Genomic DNA, 18,531 nt, shown 5'->3' with positions numbered 1-18,531 from the left:
GATTGATCAGGTGGCCTGTGCGGGCGCGCAGGCCGGGCACAGCCCCCAATACACGACCTCGGCCTCGTCGATCGCGAAACCATGATCGGTGGACGCGGTCAGGCACGGCGCGTCCCCGATCGCGCAGTCGACATCGGCGATCAATCCGCATTCACGGCAGACCAGATGGTGATGGTTGTCGCCGATCCGGGTCTCGTAGCGGGCGAGGGAACCGGCTGGCTGAATACGCCGGATCAGGCCGACCGCGGTGAGTGCGTGCAGCGAGTCGTACACCGCCTGATGGGATACCGTGGGCAGTTGGGATCGCACTGCTCGGATGATCGAGTCAGTGTCGGCGTGCGGGTGGTCGTGCACCGCGATGAGTATTGCCAACCGCGGTGCGGTGACGCGTAGCGAAACTCCTCGCAGCATCTGCTGGAATTCCGTGGCCGTAGGCACGCAATGAAGTCTTGTCCCCCTGTTTGGAACCAGTCAAGCGTCTCAGCGGGGTGAGTCCAGGCACCAGCCACGGACGAGCTTCGGACCGAGGTGGAGCGCGCACGGAATTGCCCAACAGCCGATGCGCCGCCTTCTGGTGCGAGCGGCTCGGCTACTCGCACCGGACAGCATCCACGTTGGCGACTACTTCGACCGGGCGGAAGAACTCCTCGGGCACGTCCACGCCGGGGACAACGCTGGCGCCAGCTCTGTAGACGCTCCAGTTTTCCCGCGGGTCCCGCGGTGTTCAGCCGACCAGAAATGACAGCCGCACCTGCCGGACGGGATTGTCGACGTTGAGGTCGACCATCGCGACCGATTGCCAGGTCCCCAAAGCCATCTCACCGCCCAGCACCGGGATGCTCGCGTAGGGGGCAATCAGCGCGGGCATGACGTGAGATCGTCCGTGCCCGCGCGAGCCGTGCGCGTGACGCCAGCGATCATCGCGGGGCAGTAGATCCTCCAAGGCGGCGAGGAGATCGACATCGCTGCCCGCACCGAGTTCGATGAGCGCAATGCCCGCTGTTGCGTGCGGGACGAAAACGTGCAGCAGCCCATCGCGGCCTGCTGCAGCCTCGCGCAGGAACTCCGCGCAATACGGTGTCAGATCGTGAACCACCTCGACGGCGCCGGTCTTCACATCGATAAGTGTGCTCTGCATGGCCACCATCGTCCTCCAGCCACATGGCAACCCGCCCCACTGACACAGATCGCCACGATCCTGTCAGGCATGGCCCCGCGCAGGGCAGACAGTAAGCCCAGCTCGATTTTGCAGTGCGAGTGACGGGACCCCGTGATGCTGTCCACCTGATAAGGCCCGGGCGATCGGCTGCCAAGGGCCCACCAGCACAGGCGGTCTCGCATTGTGGCTGGAGCGGCACACATCTCCGCGCTCGCATGCACCGAGGGCGCGGCGGACTGCTACCCTGCGCGCCATCGCCGAGGTGGCCGACGCGATCGTGTGCCCGCCGGCCTTTGAGGCAGTAGTCGACGGTCAGCGCGTCGCACAGGCCCCACGGTGGCAGCTGAACGCCGCCGGAATCGCCACTGTGGCAAGAGAACTCGTCGTTAGGGGTCCGCAGTACCGGGCGCACCCGCGCCCATCGGCACCAGCTGTCTCCGCTCGCCCAGCATCCGCAGTGATGCCGTCCTGTCGCTCAGTGCGTGGGCCGAGTAGTGGCCCGAGAGTCGTGCCACTGGCCGAGATCGAAGTACAGCGTGGTCATGGAATCCCATATGATCGACCACTGCTGTTTCGGCCCTTTGCATTTCCAGACGGCGACCATGCGGTCGATGCCGGGGATGCCCATGGGATCGTCGAGTTGCCCCGTGCGTTCGACCTCGGCGAAATGGGATCGCAGGTTGGGCTCGGCGGTGTCCAGGCCGACGTAGATCACCGTGGTCGCCGAATCCGGTGGCGGGCCGAAGAATCCGAAGCCTCGGCTCGGACTGTAGGTGGCCGGCAGGTGGTACCTCCCGCCGAACTCCTCGACCGCGCCTCCCTGCCAATAGCCCTGGGTGACGATCGCGGAGTGCGCCTTCTCCTCAGGCGTCAGCGTCTCGTAACCGGCGTCGACGGCCGAAACCATGCGCGACCAATTGGTGGTTCCCCAGAACGCCGACCGGATGCCGAGATCGATGGCGTTCTGAGTCTGGCTGCGCCAGTCGGGAGGCAGCGGCAGGAGGGTGAGTGTGCCGATGAACGTCACCACCGTGAGCACGACGATCGGAGCCATCGCCAGGTTCATCCACCGTTTCCGGGGATACTGCCACAGGCCGACGGCCCCGATCGCGAACATGGCGGGGAAGAAGCCAGTCGGGTAGTACGGCCGGCCGTGCGTGATGACGACGAAGGCGGTCATCAGCAGCAGGGCGACCGCGATGAAGCGATACGGACGCAGCGACTCCAGCTTGATCACCGACCAGAACCCGATCGCGATCAGCACTGTGCCCAGGAAGCCGGCGAATCCGAGCCACTGCGGGAAGAATCCCGGCGGACCGTAACCCGTGGCGTCCTGCTCCGCGCCGATGATCGGGCCCATGGCCAGCTGCGGCCAGTTGTGCCGCGACTGCCAGTACAGGATCGGGACCAGCGACAAGGCGAGGATGCCGGTGGCCACCCACAACGCGGGGCGGCGCAAGACCTCCCGGGGACCACACAGGATGACGGCCAGACCGAGGCACGCCCACACCAGTGGGATCATCCACTTCACCTGCATGTCAAGGGCCGCAACCAATCCCGCCACGACGATCAGCCAGTCCTGACGGGTACGAACCCAGCGGATGAACAACCAGGTGATCACGGCCGTGAGGGTGGCGTCGAAGGAGAACGTGCTCAACGCGCACTGGGTCACCAGCAGGTAGGACGTCCCGTAGGTGCCCGCGGCGAGCAGCTGGACGCGGCGGCTGCCCCGGAGTTCGTAGGCGATCAGCGCCGACACCACGATCGCACCCACGCCCATCACGACGGCCGGGAACCGCACCGCCGTCACCGATCCCGGCGCGAGCACGTCCGCGATGTGGGCGAACAAGGCCACCACCACGCCCTGATCCGCATAGGTGTAGTCGAGTCGTCGTCCGGCGGAAAGGAAATAGAGTTCGTCGCCGAAGAACTCATAACGCCCCGCTGTCACCGTCAACACTATCGCGGAGATCGCAGACATCAACGCGACGCCACGGAAAGCAAACGGTGGGTGGGTATTCGGAATGCCTTCCGGCTCGGTATGAACCGCAACGACCGCTGTCATGAACTCCCCTGATACTTTCCGACAGACGCGTTCGACGCCCCACTCCCGTTAGTGGCGTCGCATCTGTTCGCTGGTGAACTGATTCCTCCCCGGCAGCGAACGTGATGAGCGCGAGAGCTCGCGGTCCTGCTCGGATTACGCAGTTTTGTGAGACGTTACTGCCTATCATCAGGGTTCGCAAAATGTACTGGACAGTAAGAATTGCACGCCGTGAACCAGTAAGCGCTGGTCAGCGCGACAGTATCGACTTGCCGTCCCGCAGCGACCGATTCGATGACCCATTCGATGACCCATTTAATTCTTGATGCCGGAACGAGTAGTGATGTGGCGAATCTCGCATCATGCGACTTCGTTGCCTTCGAATTCCGCGACTGTTCTTTCTCTGTTTCCTCATACCGGTCGCTCTGTCAATCGAAATCGTCCATGAACGCTTGACGTCGACAAGGTGCCGTGCGCTGCGCTCGACCGATTCAGTGACCGATCCGCCGACAGATTTAAGCCGCCGCGGCGCGAAACTGGTGAGGTGCGGGACAGGCGGCCGTGTGATATCGGTTGTCATCGGAATAAAGATCCACCAATACGCTGGCAGTTAGGAACACGATCAACATGGCAATCATCGGAGTCCTCTTCGATCTGCTCGGTAAGGCCGCCGCAATGGCGAGTGCAGGATCCGCCTACATGAACACTCCACACCGATAGGGGGCTGTGCGTCGGCCCCGTCGCAGGGGCCGGCCGCAATCGCGGCGGCGAGGCACCGGCCGCCGATTCGACCGAGCCTTCGCTCGTCGGCGCCGCAGCGGATTCGATCACGTCGACAAGCGTGGACCGTGGCGCACGCTACCCGGGATGAACGAAATTCGCCTTGCCCTCGATTTCGGGTTGCAGGGACCCAGTCGCTCGTAGGGAGCCGGCCCTCATTTCCGTGTGGCGCTCCAGGCGACAACCTTTCAGATCTGTGGTGGCGAACTCTGTTGCAGCACAGCAGATTCTGTCGTTCCGCCGCCCCTGAGCGGCGCGTGTGCCGGAGCGGCTTGGTTCCCCGGGGCGGCGTGTACGGGACAGTCACGATCGCGCCGAGCTTCAGCCGGCCGTCCCATGTCGCCGCCTTGTCTATCCGACCGAGTCGGTCGTGGCGTGGATCGGTCTCGGGAGTTGGTTCCGACTCTGGTTCTGGTTCAGGCTCGGTTCGCGCTGGGGAGCCGGTTGTGGTCGTCGAAGTCCCCTGGTGAGACGGTTCAGCCGGCGACGAGGCGCCGGTGTAGTCACTTTTTCAGATCACAGTAGATCCGTTGTCGCGCTGTCAATCTGAGTCAGGCATGCTATCCATGCGTCCTCAACCGGGCATCCATGCGGACTACTGATCTGTGGTCAGCGAGGGCGCGCTCGATGATCCGCTTGCTGGTCCCGTGTTCAAAACGCGGCGAAAGCCCTGTCGGGTACCCAGAGTTGCTAGCTGATCGTGCGTTCTGGAGAAGGATTGATGGCGTCAGCAGTTGTTGGGTTCGCCATATTTGACAACGGACAGGACCGCATCGCCCTCACCGAAAGGGGTTCCCGGGGAGGGGGATTGGGCGACCACGATCCAGTTGCGATCGATGATCTGGTGGCGGCCCTTGCCCGTGTAGTCCTTCGATCGGGAGTAGAAGACACCAGCCGCGTGGATCTTGTTCTGTGCGTCCTGCAGATTCATGCACACGACGGCGGGCATGACAGCCGCCGGGGACGCCGGCACAGCCGTCGTCGTGGGAGGAATCGTTGTGAGGGGCAGTAGCGTCGGGTCAGGAGTGCTCGATGGCGCAACGGTCGTTGTTTGCGGAACGGTGGCCAGCGTGAGAGATTTCAAGACCGTCGTTGTCGGATGTGCCGTGTCGGTGGCGACCCCGCAACCGGCCACGGCGCAGGCGACGCCGATCAGGACCACAAGGCGACGCGTGAACGGTCCGGCCGAAATGGCATGGTTGTACACAGAACTCCTTGTTACGGCCGCTGGGCACGCTGGACGTGGCAGCGAGTCGAGGACAGTGCCCGACCTGTCAGGCGGGTCGAGCAGTGGCAAAGTATTGCAGAGAATTCGCCACTGGGGATCGGCCGCCGAATCGGTCAGGGAATCGGAAACCTGTGCATCGTCCACAACCCTGGCTTGACTCGCTCCCGAGAATGACCCGTTCGGCACCTCCCTACATCCTCACCTTGCGGTGGTCAGCGCCCAATGGGCTGATTAACGTCCCCACCGAGATCGGGCACCACGAACGCCGACGGGCGCACACGTGAGCAGATGTTCCGCGCGATCCTCAGCCAAGTCGCTGCCCAGCACGGTGCCCCACCAGGCCCCACGAGCATCCTGTTCCTCTCGCTCGAACCCAACGATCTGGCGGCGAGCAAAGCGGGAGCCGCGGCATGGGCGCCGCGGGTGCGGACGCCCGACGAACTACTGCGGCGATGGAGTGAATCGCACCAGGTTTGGTGCTCACCTTCTTTCTCGGGAAAGACGGGCGCTTCATGCCTGCGAAGTACGACGAAGCGACCAGGGCCAAGGCGGTTCGGCTGGTCGTCGATCACCGCGACGACTACGACAGCGAGTGGGCCGCGATCGAGGCGGTCTCGGCCCGGCGGGGTATGACCGCTGAGACGCTGCGGAAGCAGGGCCGGCATTGCCCCCGAACGAGCGCGCCGGTGGCTGGTCAGAATTCACATCGATGGGGACCGGCTGACCGACCTGGTCCTCTGCTGGGGTCAGAGGAGCTTCAGCAGGTGTAGGTCGTCGACGTACTTGTGGACAAGGGCGGGGGAAAGGTGGGGGATGTCGGCGTCGGGGCCGAGATTGGCCTGCTGCACGGCGATGCGGAAGAGGTCGGCGGGGAGCACGGAGCCTCGGGTGGGTTCGGCGGGGGTGCGGTAGGCGTCCAGAAGCGGGAGGACGGATTGCTGGCGTTGCTGCTGGGGTAGGGCCAGCAGGGCGCTCTCGAAGCGGGACAGCCATTCGCTGTAGTCGTCGAAGCGTTGGACGGGGTGGCCCTCGTCGATGAGCCAGTCGACGAATTGGTCCAGGGAGATGCCGTCGTCGTAGGGGTTCAGGACGTCGAAGCTCTGATAGCCGCCGGCGGCGCGGCCGCCTAGGGCGACGATCGCCTCGGCGGTGAAGTCTGCGGGCAGGCCGTCGTAGTGCGCCCGCTGCCGATGGCCGCCGGAGTCTGTGCGGTAGAACGACTTCGGTGCCATGCCGGTCACCAGGATGCTGAGGAGCAGCCTGGTGAACATGTCGGTCACATTGAGCTGCCCGGCGTAATAGCTGTGCGCGAGGATCATGTCGGAGCGGAACACCGCCACCGGCAGCCCGAACCGCTCGTGCGCGTCCCGTAGCAGCACCTCGCCGGCCCACTTGCTGTTGCCGTAGCCGTTGGCGTAGCTGGTGTCGAGTGTCCGCTCCGGGCTCATCTCGCGGATGTCGCCGTTCTCGGCGAACTTCCCGGGCGGCACCTGGCCGGCCACCGCCACCGAGGACAGGTACGTAACCGGCTTGCGCCTGGCGGTCAGGGCCAGCCGGATCACCTCCGCGGTGCCGACGACGTTGGGGCCGAACAGCTGGTCGTAGGGCAGCACATGGTTCACCAGCGCGGCGGGATGCACGACCATGTCGGCGGTGTCCGCCAGCCGCTGCCAATCCTTTTCCGTCAGACCGAGATTCGGGTAACCGATATCGCCGGGTAGCACTTGCAGCCGGCGTTCGGACAGCTCCCGGTAGTGCCGTAACAGCGCCGGATCGCCCGAGTCGAACACCGCGTCCAGCCGTGCGCGCGCCGCGTCCGCGTCCTTGCCGCGGATGATGCAGGTCAGCGCGCCGTCGACGGCGTCCAGCCGCTCCAGCCAGCGCAGGCACAGGAACCGGCCCAGGTATCCGTTGGCGCCGGTGAGCAGCACGGTCCGCGGCGTCGTGGCCGCCGCCGGCAGCGCGGGCGCGGCCTCCAGAGTGCCGGTGTCGATGAACTTCTCCAGTGTGAGGTCGGCGGCGCGGATCCGATCGCCGGTGCCGTGCACCGAGACCGCGGTCGCGCGCCGCCCTGCGGTAACCTGCTCCTCCTCGAGGTATCCGGCCAGCTGTTGCAGATCGACCGCGGGACTGACGATCACGCCGACGGGCACCTGTATCCCGAAGATCTCCTGCAGCAGGTTGGACAGCGACAGCGCCGACAGCGAATCTCCGCCGAGATCGCCGAAGTGCGAGTCGGGCCGGATATCGGCGTCGGCGCAGCCCAGTAGTGCCCGCACCGCCCGGTGCACGATCTCTGGCACCGGCCGGTCACCGATACCGCTTCGCAACGCGGTCAATTCGTCGGTCTGCTGGCGCTCCAGCTCCCGGTAGAGTTCCTCCAGCCGCTCCCCGTAGCGCTGCTTCAGCTTGGGCCGCAACAGTTTTCCGACGCCGGACAGTAGCCCTTCGGCGCGGGTGAACGGGCGCGTCTCGATGATGATGTCGCGCGGTATCTCGTAGGAGGCCAGCCCGGCATCCTGCGCGATCTTCTGCAGCGACTGCAGGACGGCGGCCTTCAGATCGTCCGGATGCGCATGCAGCGCCTCGTCGGTGGGCACCACCACCGCGAGCACGTAGGCGCGCTCGCTCGAGCCGTACACGTAGATCTGCCGGACCAGCGCGCTGATCGCGTATACGGCCTCCAGCTGGGACACGGCGACGAATTCGCCCTGTGAGAGCTTCAGCACGTTGTTCCGCCGGTCCACATACACCAGTTCGTCGGGGCTGATCTCGGCCATGATGTCGCCGGTGCGGTAGAAGCCATCGGCGTCGAACACCTCCGCGCTGAGCTCGGGCCGCTTGTAGTACCCGGGGAACATCGTCATCGTCTTCACCAGCAACTCGCCGCGTGGATGCGGCCGGTCGTCGTGGTGGTAGCCGAGTTCGGGCACGTCGGCGAGCTTGTAGTCCAGCACCTGGGGTCGGTGAATGTGGTTGTCCCGCATGATGCCTCCGGCCTCGGTGGAACCGTACCCGTCGTGCAGCGGCAGTTCGAACACGGACTCGATGAAGGCCCGCGTCTCCGCGGACAGCGGCGCGGTCCCGCAACTCATCGCCAGCACGCGGCCACCGAACTGCCGCTCCCGCAGATCGATTCGCACCTCACGCTCGGCGGTGGTGCGGTCGGCGCCGTCCGCGACGCGCTGTTCCACCTCGCTGACGAACTCCTGGAATACCAGATCGCACACCCGCGGCACGAAGGACACCTCGGTGGGCCGCACCAGCGCGAAATCGTCGAACAGGGTGGACATGTGGCTGCCGGCGGTGAAATACGCGGTGCCACCACGCATCAGCGTGCTGACCACCTGCATCCGCCCCGCCAGATGGCTCTGTGGCATGTAGTTGAGCTCGATCGCGGGCAGCGAAATGCCATCGGTTCCGAAGCGGGTACGCCACATCGCGGCCAGCATCTGCTCGGTATACATCGCGCCCTTCGGGGTGCCGGTGCTGCCGGAGGTATAGATGAGCATGGACAGCGGATTCTCGCCGGCGGCGGGCACGAACAACGGGGCGGGAGACAGGCTGCTGCCTCGGTCGAGCACGGTGTTCAGCTCGGCCACCACGATGGGACTGCCGGCCTGCGCCAGGCGGTGGCGGGCGTCCTCCATGGCGGCACGGTCGCTGTCGTCCTCGGGGTGGTAGTCGAAGACCAGCAGTTGCTGCGGAGCGGCGGTTCCGGCCAGCACCGCGTCCACGGCCCCGGCGAGCATCTCCAGGCTGCTGGCGAACACCCGCGGGCAGGTCTCGGCGAGGATCGCCGCCCACTGCGCGGGCGTCGCGCTCACCTGCAGTGGCACCGATACCGCGCCCTGCCGGGTGCAGGCGAAGTCGATCGTGATGTAGCCGGGGCTGGTGAACCCGAGGATCGCGACGAAGTCACCGGCACGCGCCGGATACTGTGGGTCTCGGTGCCACACGGCGCCCAGCGCGCCCACCTGCGACCACAATTCCCGGTAGGTCATGGTGTCGAAGCGCGGCAACAGCCGACGGACCCGGCGCCCGGCGGCGTCGGTGCCGAGTTCGCTACCGCGCATACCCAAGGCCGGCCTGTCGGCATACCCGGCCGCGACGGTGTCGACCATCTGGGCCAGTCGCAGGCCGCGCCGCGCGGCGGCGGCGATGACCTCCTCCGATGGCATGGCATCGCGCACCTGCTGGTCGGTGAAGACCTGGTCGATGCGGTGCCGCTGTTCGGTTTCCCACGTATGCGTCGCCATGGCCGGTCTCCCTGGGTCGTTCGACGGACTACAACTGGAGAAAACCTCTGGCAAATGTGAAGTCTAATTCCGTGCCCCCGGCGCGCGCCACGAGCACGGTGGACCGGGCGAATACACGGCGACATCGCGGACTTGTGGTAACCGACGCAACGGGTACGTGGCGACGCCGCACCATTGGGCTGATGCGCGCTGATCTGAGCGAGGCCGCGTCAGAGAGCTGGAACAGTGCCCGGCACACCAATGCCATCCTTGCGAATCCCACACAACTCGTCCCGGACGCCAATTCCGCTCCCGAAGATCCGCGGATACGTTGTCGGCCAACGGATTACGTGGATCAACGGGTCGTGTCGGAACGTGCGGCGACAACGCCGCCATGGAATCGTTCTTCGCGCTCCTGCAGCACAGGGTCCTCGATCGACACCGATCGTTACGTCAGTCACTCGAGAGGGTTGAATCTGCCCCGAATTGGGGATCATGCCGTCACACGATATAGGTCGTGATTCCGGGCCGCACAGGGGTTTCCGGGCCGATCGCTGCAGGGGTGCTCGATCCGCGGGGGTGTGGCTCACCGGTGAGGAGCGACAGTGCCCGTGCGGCCTCCGGCAGCGAGGCGCGGACATAGGTGTAGGTCGGTCGTGGAGGCGACCCGACCTGCCGTATGTGTTCCACGCCTGGCTGTCAAAACGTGCCAGATGCTGGACGCGGTCAGGGTTGTTGATGCGCTCACGGAGCACATCGGCCGAGAGGAGGACAGCAGCGGCTCCCATAACTCCCAGGTGTGCAGCTGATCGCCGCATATGGGTTAAGTCCGATGCAAGCCCGCCTTCGTTTTTGTCCGTTATCGGATTCGTGCAGCGGGTCGGTATCCGAAGGATTCCCGTCGGTCGTCAACCATTACCGGTCCTGCGTCTGAGCGCCGTGATCACGAGCATCATCGCAATCGTTGTATCCAACGACGACACGTAATCTAAAGTTAAGCGACACAACAGCTTCAATCATCAATGGGTTCAACCACGGGGCGATGCTCCGATGTGATCGCGGCACAGGTAAGTCTCCGGCCCGAAGGATTCCGCGTGCAACCGGTTGAGTTCTGCACCGCCGCTGTGACACGACCATTTCGTTTGTTTCCGATTCGTCGCCAGCAGATCAGGTTCGGTGAGATCAGGTGGCGGGGCGAAGGGCTGAGTGCATCAGCCGGTGGGAGGTCGTGGAGTAGGACGAGTCCGACGGCGTCCAGCAGAGCATCAGGAGCGCAGGGCGGAGCGGGTATTCGGGATCCCCGCCTTCGGCGGTCTGGATGCTGGCATTCCCAGCTTCCATGTGATCGGGCTTGTTCCGTCCTGGGAACCGGTCAAGCGAGTTCGGCGTGTGCAGTGGCTTGTTCAGCGGGCTGGTCGAGGCGGTGGGTGAACCACAGATGCGCATCGAGACGCCCGTGTCCTTTTCCGACGAAGACCCGCATGCCCGACGGTGCCGTGGACGAGCCATGATCCCCGCCGGCTATGACCGGAAGGCGCACGCCACCCCACACGAATTCCCTGCGCCGGCGGCCTGTGGTCAGGATGGTCGTGACCTCGAATCGGGCCAACAATGCGAACAGGACAAAAGCGGATCGGAGATGCGTTGCCCTGCAACGGGGTGGGGGGCTTAATGGAAAGTGCGGGCTATCAATCGAGTTGGGCACCATCCGGTGCAGTAGAGGAAACACCATTGCGGCAAAGGAGGTAGTGCCATGCCTACCATCACCCCTCTCTCCCCTCGGCTCCCGCGACGGGAGGTCGAACGATGTGTCGAGTATTGGCTCTGCTTGTCCTTCGATCGTGCGGCTCGGTGCTCTGGTGACTACCTCCACTGTCAGCTCGGATGCGTGGATCATGGCGATCGCCTCCGCCGGCTCGGTCGAATTGTGCATGTCACGGTTATCGCCTCGGAGGGAGCCTGCAACAGGGGCTGTTGCGTTGGAGTATCTGCCTTGGACGACGTCGGGCCCAGCTGAGGGGCCGGTGCGTGCGGCGCTACGGCGCAGCCTCACCGGGGCTGGTCTGTCGATCGCCAAGAGCGGTACTGCGTCCGGGTCATCTCCGGACATCGTTGATGGCCCAGCCGGGCTGCGGTTTTCGGTCGAGTCGCCGCCACCAGGGTGGGGTTGCAGGGGTTGGGGGTTTCATTGGCTACTGTCCTGAAGATGCTGCTGGCCGAGCAGCATCGCAAGAGTTACTCGGATTTTCTGTCTGCATACGATCGGTGTGCCGCACAGCTCGATCCTCCCGTCCCTCCAGGGTATGGGCCAGCGAAGACACAGTTCTATCGATGGCTTTCGGGTCAGATGGTCGGGCTCCCCCGTGACTACCATTGCCGGGTGTTGGCCAAGATGTTTCCCGGCTGGACGGTCGAGGGATTGTTTCAGATGGCAGAGGACGCACCAATAGTCGCTCGAGCACACGAGTCGGGTCTTCTCGGAACGGACATCGAACTCGGGGAATTCCTCGGCGCCGAGATGATCACCAGCGGGATTACTCTCGTGTATCCGACCTTCGAGCTACCGCTGCGGCCAGTGCAAGCATGCCGTGCGGACGAGGCTCCCTATAGATGCACATTCGGAAGGAAGGTCCGAGCGTTTGCGGCTGACCATCGCTCAGATGTTTTGGTTGCCTTGCCGCAGAGTGAAGTTCGCGGACTGCTTTCCGTATTTTCTGTCCTTCAGCGCCACACTGCATTATCGATCGAGATCCGCAGCGATCGGGACATCGTTGCGGACTGTGACCGCCCCTATGTCAGCTTCGGGCTGACCTGCAACGACTGCACGCGTATGTATCTTGAAACCGTCGAGCGTCCGCTGTTCACTATCAACGGCATTGGCGCTGAAAGTGGTTGCCATTTCGAGCAGCTGGAATTGACGGACGGTAGCCGGTATGACTCGAGCGCGGATCGTAACGTCGGCGTCATCGCACGGGTGCGACCTAGTCCGGATCTGCACCCCGGTCGATACTGGATATTCTGCGCCGGCTTGGGCCCGCCTGGTACCACCGGGGCAAGCTGGTATCTCGCCAACTTCTGGAGTCTCCTGCAGCGACGGGCCGGTGATCGCGAGTTTGTCGCCGTGGTCGGTGTCAGTGAGAACTCTGACGGTGCGGCGCACTTGGAGCATATGCTGATCGAATCGACATAGACCCCTGGGCTGGGGACTTGCCCGCTGGCTCTTTGCTGAACAGGGCTCGCGCCTGCAAGGTCGCCTGCGTGTCGGCGCGGCGCGTAAAGACTTGGTCCGGCACAGACTTGGTGATCGACCCGTTCGGGATGCGAAGGGGCGGTTGATAATAAGGACGCGGCGGACACCCGGAAGCTGGCCTGGCAGTTGCCGGTGCCAACTCGTAGCGCAGGACATCGATCTGGTCGACCCGCTGGTCGATCAGCCTGGCAGGACCGTGCTGGCCGCCCGAAAGTATTGGCAGCGGCGTCATTCCACTCATTCGCGATGAAATCGGGCGCCTCCTGGCACACCGCCTCAGGGTGCGCAGAGCATCTCGGTCGCCTCACAGTGATTTCCGAAGTCTGTTTGTTGCCAGCCACGACTTATGGACAGGCCTGGTTCAAAACGCACGAAAACGGACTCGAGATCGGTTGCCGAAGTGGCCATGCCGGAGAGTTACTTGGTATGGCGGACTCGCGACAAAATCGACATCCGTTGCAGTACAACTATTTCGGTATCCTCAGTTATCAGGAAAGCGTAAGATGGCACCTCAAATCAGCTCACTTGCACCCTCTTCCGGCCCAGAAGCGGGCTTCAACTCCGTAGTGATCGCCGGCTCCGGGTTCGCCAACGTCGGTCCATTGACGGTGGTTTTCGGCACAACGGCAACAACGTTCACCATCGACTCCGATACCCGGATCACGGCCATTGCCCCGCCGGGGACGGGCACCGTTAACGTCACTGTCACCGCACTGCTGGACGGTACGAGTAACCCGATGGCATATACCTACAATCCTCCCGCCCAGGGCCTCATCTATGTCAGCGACGGCATAGATACTGTGTATTCAATACCGGCCGCAGGCGGCACCGCGACCCCTGTGGTGACCGGTCTGAGTCAACCCATGGGTATCGCCCGCGTCGAAAACACGCTCTACATAGCGGAATTCGCGGCCAACAGGGTGGTGTCGGTGCCGACAACCGGTGGCGTCGTAACCCCCCTGGTTCCGCCGAACGGTGGCCAGACAGACCGCCTGGCCGCGAGCGGGTTGTCGGGCCCTACCGATGTCAAGGTGTCCGGTAGAAGGCTCTATATCACCGACAGCGGCAATCTGAGGGTGGTGTCCGCACCGATCAGCGGCGGGAACCCCACCTTGGTCGCCGGTGGTCTCACCGGCGCATCGGGCATCGCGATTTGAGTTCAGCAGGACCGCTGAACAATCCACGTTGACCACCCGCCCTATAGCGGAAGTTCAGTCGATGGCACCGTGCGGCGGTGCATGTGGACACGACCACCATAACGGCCGCCGCACCTTCGATTCTGCCGAAGCCCGGGGACTGCCGCTCTGTGTCAGAGGCGAACCCCTGTTGCGGCCCGCGACCACCCGGGAGGGTTGCGGATCAGCCGATGGTCCGGTGGCTGCGGACGCGAGGACGGTGTGTAGGGGAAGGTGCTCGTAACCGTGCAGGGTGAACCGTGAATTCGAGGCGGCTCTCCGAATCTGCCAGCCGATCGGGCTGGACTCCGCTGCTTACCTTCGCCATCAGGGGAGACCGCACAGGCTTGTCCAGCACAGCGACCAACCGTGAGCGGCTGGGGTGCCAACCGCCCCCTCCAGCGGATGTCATCGTCGGCCGTCAGGTCCGGGGGACCGGCGGCACGAGAGGCGGCCTGCGCGCCGCCGGGCAATGAGCCCGTTGGATTAGGAATTCTCCACCAGAGCCGAATACGCCACGAGCGTTCACTTCGTCAGGTCGGCATATTCGTCGGTACCCGCGCACGGAGCGAACACCAGCACCGGGCAAGCTTCGGTGCAACAACTAAACTGAGCATCCGAGAACGTATGCGCCACCATCGGAACCATTGGTCTCATCGCTGGCACGGCCCTTCAGGTGTTGCCCGTCCGCAATCAGAGGAGGAGTCATGGGCAGGGAACCGAACCACAGTGCGCAACCGGACTTCGAAGCGCTGTACCGTGACGCGTCATCGGAACAGGATGCTGCTGCGTTGATCCCCTGGGATATCGGCGGCCCACAGCCGGTAGTGCAGCAGTTGGTGGCCTACGGCGCTGTACGGGGCGAGGTGCTCGATCCCGGAACCGGCCCGGGACATCACGCGATCTACTACGCATCCAAGGGCTACTCGGTAACCGGTATCGACGCGTCGCCGTCGGCGATCGAGCGGGCGAAACGCAACGCGGAGCGCGCCGGGGTGCAGGTGGACTTCCAGGTGGCCGATGCCACCACACTCGAGGGCTTCGAGGATCGGTTCGACACCGTCATCGACAGCGCTTTCTACCATGTGTTCCTCGATGACGAAGAAATCCAGACCCGGTATATGCAGGCCCTGCATCGGGCCACTAAACCGGGGGCGCGCCTGTTCATGTTCGAATTCGGCCGTCACAACGTCAACGGTCTTCAGCCCGAAGGTTTGCCGGCGGAGAATTTCGAGCGAGTGCTTCCCGCGGCCGGGTGGCGCATCGACCACCTGGGAACCACCACTTACGAGGCCAACTTCAGCCCGGAGACGTTCGCTCATATGACCAAGGAGATGAGCGACGACTCTGGATGGGCTGATCGGATGCGGCCGATGCTGGAACAACTCCAGATCATTACGCCGTTGCTGAAGAACAACCGGGTGCACCTGCCCGTGTGGGCAGTGACCGCCACTCGCCTCGACTGACCCGGCAGGGCCGGATACGCCAGCGCACGCGTTCAGCGAGCATCGGAGAGGGATTCGATGCCGGAGTGGCGTCGGGGCCTGGATCGGGTTCTACGGCTTCCTGATGCTCGGCAGACTCGATCACCGCATCAGGCAGATCGTCGGGCCTGGAATGAGCGGCTCAGCGTGCGACCGTGTGTTCCGCGTTCTGCTGGGCATCGCCGACCTCACGGGCCGCGGTCGTTATCGGGCCGCGCAGGCACAGGAAAAACATGGCGAAGCCGACGGACAACAGGATGTGGCCGAGTCCGGCGATACCCGAGATGGCGGGACTGACATCGTGGTTCAGGACCGTGAGGATGCCGTGCACGACCATCATGGCCACGGTCACGACCAGCCCGGTGTTGTAGGTCCAGAAGAACGCGTTGAACCACCGGCCGGTGGCCAGCGCGAATTGCTTGTCCAACACGATGACGATGAGGAAGAACAGCGTTCCGAGCGCGAGGACGTGGGTGTGGGTGGCGGTGAGTTGTGAGCTTCCGGAAAAGTCGTGGGCCTTGGCGAATTCGCGGTAGAAGAACCCTAGGACGAGACCCAGGACTGTGTAGCAGGCGGCGGCGTAGTACGACTTCTTCATCAGCTCTCCATCGTCGATGTTCGGCGGGTGCGGGAATTCAGGATGGTCGCGCTCACCAAGCCGAGGGCGAGAAAGCCGGCGGCCACACCCAATGCGGCCCTGGTGGCGTCGCCGAATCCTTCGGACAGTGCGGTGGTGACCTGTGGTCCTGCCGGTCCGAGTTTGCCGGTGTCGCCCTGTGCGCGCAGTACCGAGATCATTCCTCCGGCCGAATCTCTGGTCGCGGTGACCAGGTGCTGTGCCGTTGGCGGCGGCAGCGGAGTGACCGATTCCAATCGGTCGGTCAGGGAGTGCGCCAACCCGATCGACAGCACTGCGCCGAGAACGGCGGAGCCGAGTGCCGCACCGAGTTGCCGGACCGTACTCTGCGTCGCCGAACCCTGGCCCGACCGCTCCGGCGGGATGTCGGCCAATACGGTGCCGGTCAGCTGCGCCGAGGCGAGACCGAGTCCGGCGCCGTACCCGGCCAGCAGCACGGCGAGCAGCCAGGGCGAGACCGTCGAAGAGAGGAGCAGCGCGACCACGGCGACGCCCACCGCCTCGAGGACCAGGCCCACGATCACCGTTCTCGAGGCACCGAGCACGGCGGCGATGTGCCGGGCGGCGGCGCCGGATCCGAAGGCGCCCAGAGCCATTGCGGCCAGTACCAGGCCGGCGCCCAGCGTCGACAGGCCGAGCCCGTTCACGAGGAAGAGCGGCAGCACTAGCAGCAGACCGAACTCTCCGATCGCCACGGTCATCGCGGTCAGATTGCCCCAGCTGAAAGTCGGGACGGAGAACAGGCTCACGTCCAGGATCGCGGACCGGCCCGCCCGCGCCCGGTGGCGTTCCCAGACGACGAACAGCACCAACGCGACCACGCCGATCAGCCCGATGACCGGAACCACAGAGACCGGAGCGCTTCGCGGCCAATCGATTCCAAGGACGCTGAACGCGGAGTTCGGCCGCCACCAGCCCAGGCTCTGACCTTCGATGAGCGCGAAGACGACCCCGCCGAACCCGATCGCGCTGAGCAGTAGTCCGTCGACATCGAGCCCGGGTTCACTGACCGCGGCCTTGGTTTCGCGCACCGCGAGCCATGCGCCGATCAGTACCGCCGCTCCGATCGGGATATTGACGATGAAAATCCATCGCCAACTGAAATAGGTGGTCAGGCTGCCGCCGAGGAGCGGGCCCACGGCGGCCATGCCGGAGATGACCGCGCCCCACACCGCGAACGCGATGACGCGGTCCTTGCCGCGGAAAGTGGCGTTCACGCTCGACAGGGTGGCGGGCAACACGAAGGCTCCGCCGACACCCTGTACCACACGCGAAAGGATCAGCGCCGCAACGCTCGACGCGACGGCGGCCATCAGGCTGCCCGCCAGGAACCCGAGTACGCCGAGCACGAACATCCGGCGTCGGCCGAGCCGGTCGCCGAGACGGCCCGCAGTCAGCAACAGTGCGGCGAACACGACCGAATAGGCACTGTTGACCCACTGGGCATCGGTCAGATTGAGGCCGAGATCGGTGACGATCACCGGTAGGGCGACGCCGACGATGGTGCCGTCCACGACGATCAACGAGAGCCCCGCGGCGAGGACACCGAGCCCGATCCACGCGCTTCGGTCGGCCCGCGGCACCGAGTCGGTGGTGGTACTTGGATCGATCTGCATTGTTGCGATTCTGCGAGTTCGGACCGGTCGCCGGTAGATTCGATCGGTCCATGCCGGACCAACCTTCGATGGAGTTCGGATCGTCCGATCGGCAATCCGCGGAAGGGCCCACCGTCTGCGGCTGGGGATGGTGGGCGTGCCGCCGCCCGCCAGAAGGTCTGCTCAGATACGCAGGAGTTTCTCGATCGCATCACGCGTCGCCAGGGCCCGTGCGCCGTATTCCGGAAAGTGCTCCGGTGTGAGGCGCGCGGAGGGACCGGAAATGCTGAAGCTGGCACGGGCCGGGCCCGCGGGGGTCCGGATGGCGACGGCGACGGCGGATATGCCGGTGTGCAGGCCCTGCTGGGTGGTGGCGTAGCCGCGCTCTCGGATCAGGCGGATTTCGGTCCAGATCCGGCCGGGGTCGGTTTCGGTGTCGGAGGTGACCTGGACGGGCTGGGTGGCGAGGTAGCGGTCGATGTGGTCGTCGGGGAGGGTGGCCAGGTATGCCTTGCCGGTGGCGGCGGCGTGCAGGGGGAGGCGGGTGCCGAGGGCGAGGAACGCGCGCAGTTCGTGCGGGCTGTCGAGGCGTTCGACGAGGACGAGTTCGTCGCCGTCGGGGACGGCCAGGTGCACGGTCTCGCCGGTGATCGATTGCAGTGCGGACAGTTCGGGCAGGGCGAGTTCGCGGAGATTGTCCCGTCCGGCGACAGCGCTGCCGAGGCGGAACGCCAAGCCGGTGATCTCCCAATGGCCGTCAGTGGTCGGTCGGGTCCAGCCTGCCTGCTGCAGGGTTTTCAGGCAGCGCTGAACCGTGGACTTGGGGATGCCGAGCCGGCGTGCGAGATCGCTCAGCCCGGCCGGTTGGGTTGCCGCGACCTCCTCGAATACACGCAGTGTGGTCAGCACGCTGTTCATGCGTGCCGCCCGAATCGAGTCCG

At 64.7% G+C, this 18,531-nt stretch carries 11 protein-coding genes and 2 pseudogenes; 5 read left to right on the top strand and 8 right to left on the bottom strand.

Annotated elements, in window-relative coordinates; genetic code table 11:
- Window positions 1-6: 6 nt before the first annotated feature.
- The 4 genes from ON33_RS25710 to ON33_RS43560 form a co-directional block, all read right to left on the bottom strand.
- Window positions 7-411, bottom strand: a complete 405-nt coding sequence (locus ON33_RS25710) for a Fur family transcriptional regulator (RefSeq protein ID WP_040861616.1) — start codon at window positions 409-411, stop codon at window positions 7-9.
- A 313-nt stretch (window positions 412-724) separates the two neighbouring features.
- Window positions 725-1,138 carry a YjbQ family protein gene (locus ON33_RS25705; protein WP_040861676.1) on the bottom strand — a complete coding sequence of 138 codons (414 nt, stop codon included), beginning with the start codon at window positions 1,136-1,138 and terminating at the stop codon, window positions 725-727.
- Window positions 1,139-1,634: 496 nt separating this feature from the next.
- A complete protein-coding gene (locus tag ON33_RS25700) occupies window positions 1,635-3,110 on the bottom strand; it encodes an ArnT family glycosyltransferase (protein ID WP_157184732.1) in 1,476 nt (491 codons plus the stop codon).
- A gap of 1,600 nt (window positions 3,111-4,710) precedes the next feature.
- Window positions 4,711-5,190, bottom strand: coding sequence for a PASTA domain-containing protein (locus tag ON33_RS43560; RefSeq protein ID WP_245550707.1), 480 nt, complete (start codon window positions 5,188-5,190; stop codon window positions 4,711-4,713).
- Between the two features lie 533 nt (window positions 5,191-5,723).
- On the opposite strand from ON33_RS43560, the pseudogene ON33_RS41650 reads away from it, so the two are divergent.
- A pseudogene (locus tag ON33_RS41650) lies at window positions 5,724-5,861 on the top strand (IS3-like element ISMyma10 family transposase); the annotation flags it as partial.
- Window positions 5,862-5,957: 96 nt separating this feature from the next.
- Here the strand turns inward: ON33_RS41650 and car are convergent.
- Window positions 5,958-9,470, bottom strand: a complete 3,513-nt coding sequence (gene car, locus ON33_RS25690; RefSeq protein WP_040861615.1) for a carboxylic acid reductase — start codon at window positions 9,468-9,470, stop codon at window positions 5,958-5,960.
- Between the two features lie 259 nt (window positions 9,471-9,729).
- Here car and ON33_RS41645 point away from each other — a divergent pair.
- The 4 genes and pseudogenes from ON33_RS41645 to ON33_RS25675 all read left to right on the top strand — a co-directional run.
- Window positions 9,730-9,894: pseudogene (locus tag ON33_RS41645) on the top strand (IS3 family transposase); the annotation flags it as partial.
- Window positions 9,895-11,655: 1,761 nt separating this feature from the next.
- Window positions 11,656-12,639, top strand: coding sequence for a hypothetical protein (locus tag ON33_RS25685; RefSeq protein WP_157184731.1), 984 nt, complete (start codon window positions 11,656-11,658; stop codon window positions 12,637-12,639).
- Between the two features lie 563 nt (window positions 12,640-13,202).
- Window positions 13,203-13,856, top strand: a complete 654-nt coding sequence (locus ON33_RS38590; protein ID WP_083869294.1) for an IPT/TIG domain-containing protein — start codon at window positions 13,203-13,205, stop codon at window positions 13,854-13,856.
- A 725-nt stretch (window positions 13,857-14,581) separates the two neighbouring features.
- The gene (locus ON33_RS25675; RefSeq protein WP_083869293.1) at window positions 14,582-15,340 is read left to right on the top strand and encodes a class I SAM-dependent methyltransferase; all 759 of its coding nucleotides are present in this window, start codon (window positions 14,582-14,584) and stop codon (window positions 15,338-15,340) included.
- Between the two features lie 160 nt (window positions 15,341-15,500).
- Here ON33_RS25675 and ON33_RS25670 read toward each other — a convergent pair whose 3' ends face one another.
- The 3 genes from ON33_RS25670 to ON33_RS25660 all read right to left on the bottom strand — a co-directional run bounded on the left by ON33_RS25670 (window position 15,501) and on the right by ON33_RS25660 (window position 18,508).
- On the bottom strand, window positions 15,501-15,956 hold the full coding sequence (locus ON33_RS25670; RefSeq protein ID WP_040861613.1) for a DUF2871 domain-containing protein: 456 nt from the start codon (window positions 15,954-15,956) through the stop codon (window positions 15,501-15,503).
- Entirely contained in the window at window positions 15,956-17,611 is a 1,656-nt protein-coding gene (locus ON33_RS25665; protein WP_051152797.1) for an MFS transporter, read from the bottom strand. Before ON33_RS25665 ends, ON33_RS25670 begins: the two co-directional genes overlap by 1 nt.
- A gap of 162 nt (window positions 17,612-17,773) precedes the next feature.
- A complete protein-coding gene (locus ON33_RS25660; protein WP_040861612.1) occupies window positions 17,774-18,508 on the bottom strand; it encodes an IclR family transcriptional regulator in 735 nt (244 codons plus the stop codon).
- Between the last annotated feature and the right edge of the window lie 23 nt (window positions 18,509-18,531).

The sequence above is a fragment of the Nocardia niigatensis NBRC 100131 genome (assembly GCF_000308655.1).
Taxonomy (GTDB): domain Bacteria; phylum Actinomycetota; class Actinomycetes; order Mycobacteriales; family Mycobacteriaceae; genus Nocardia; species Nocardia niigatensis.
This window is presented reverse-complemented; position numbering and strand designations above follow the sequence as displayed.